This window comes from Pseudoalteromonas sp. S4741 (assembly GCF_005886135.1).
Lineage (GTDB): Bacteria > Pseudomonadota > Gammaproteobacteria > Enterobacterales > Alteromonadaceae > Pseudoalteromonas > Pseudoalteromonas tetraodonis.
Map to the genome: position 1 here is coordinate 1 of NZ_PNCN01000245.1, position 421 is coordinate 421.

Annotated in this window: 1 protein-coding gene; it reads right to left on the minus strand. The window is 46.8% G+C overall.

Annotated elements, in window-relative coordinates:
- Positions 1 to 38: 38 nt before the first annotated feature.
- A complete protein-coding gene (locus CWC30_RS18005; RefSeq protein WP_249929908.1) occupies positions 39 to 359 on the minus strand; it encodes a DUF1016 N-terminal domain-containing protein in 321 nt (106 codons plus the stop codon).
- Positions 360 to 421 lie beyond the last annotated feature (62 nt).

Below are 421 nucleotides of genomic sequence, written 5' to 3' on the forward strand. Positions count from 1 at the left end.
GTATGGGATGGCTTTTTAGAACTAGCCGTGCGCTCAACCTACATGTCTCCTATACGTTCATCTAAGGTGCGGGTTGACCAGCGTTCGTGACTGGGCATTGTGGTGTATAAGTCTCGCTTTATGTGTTCATCAATAGCAATTAACTGGCGAATATGGGTCCAGCTCAATTGTGTACGCAGTGCGTGCACAATCTCTATATCCCAAAAAACCTCTGCAAACTTAACCATTTGCGCAAGGTTGCGTTTGCTCCAGCCTTTACCAAATTGCACCGTTAGCTCATTAGAAAGCGTGGCAATTACTCGTTTGCCGTAATCGGCACGCTCACCCCCAAGCACAGCTTGATTAATGCGATTACCCACTTACCAATAAAACAAAGTAATTACAATGTAAACTGCGACCGCAGCGAGCGGCTTGTCCCTGG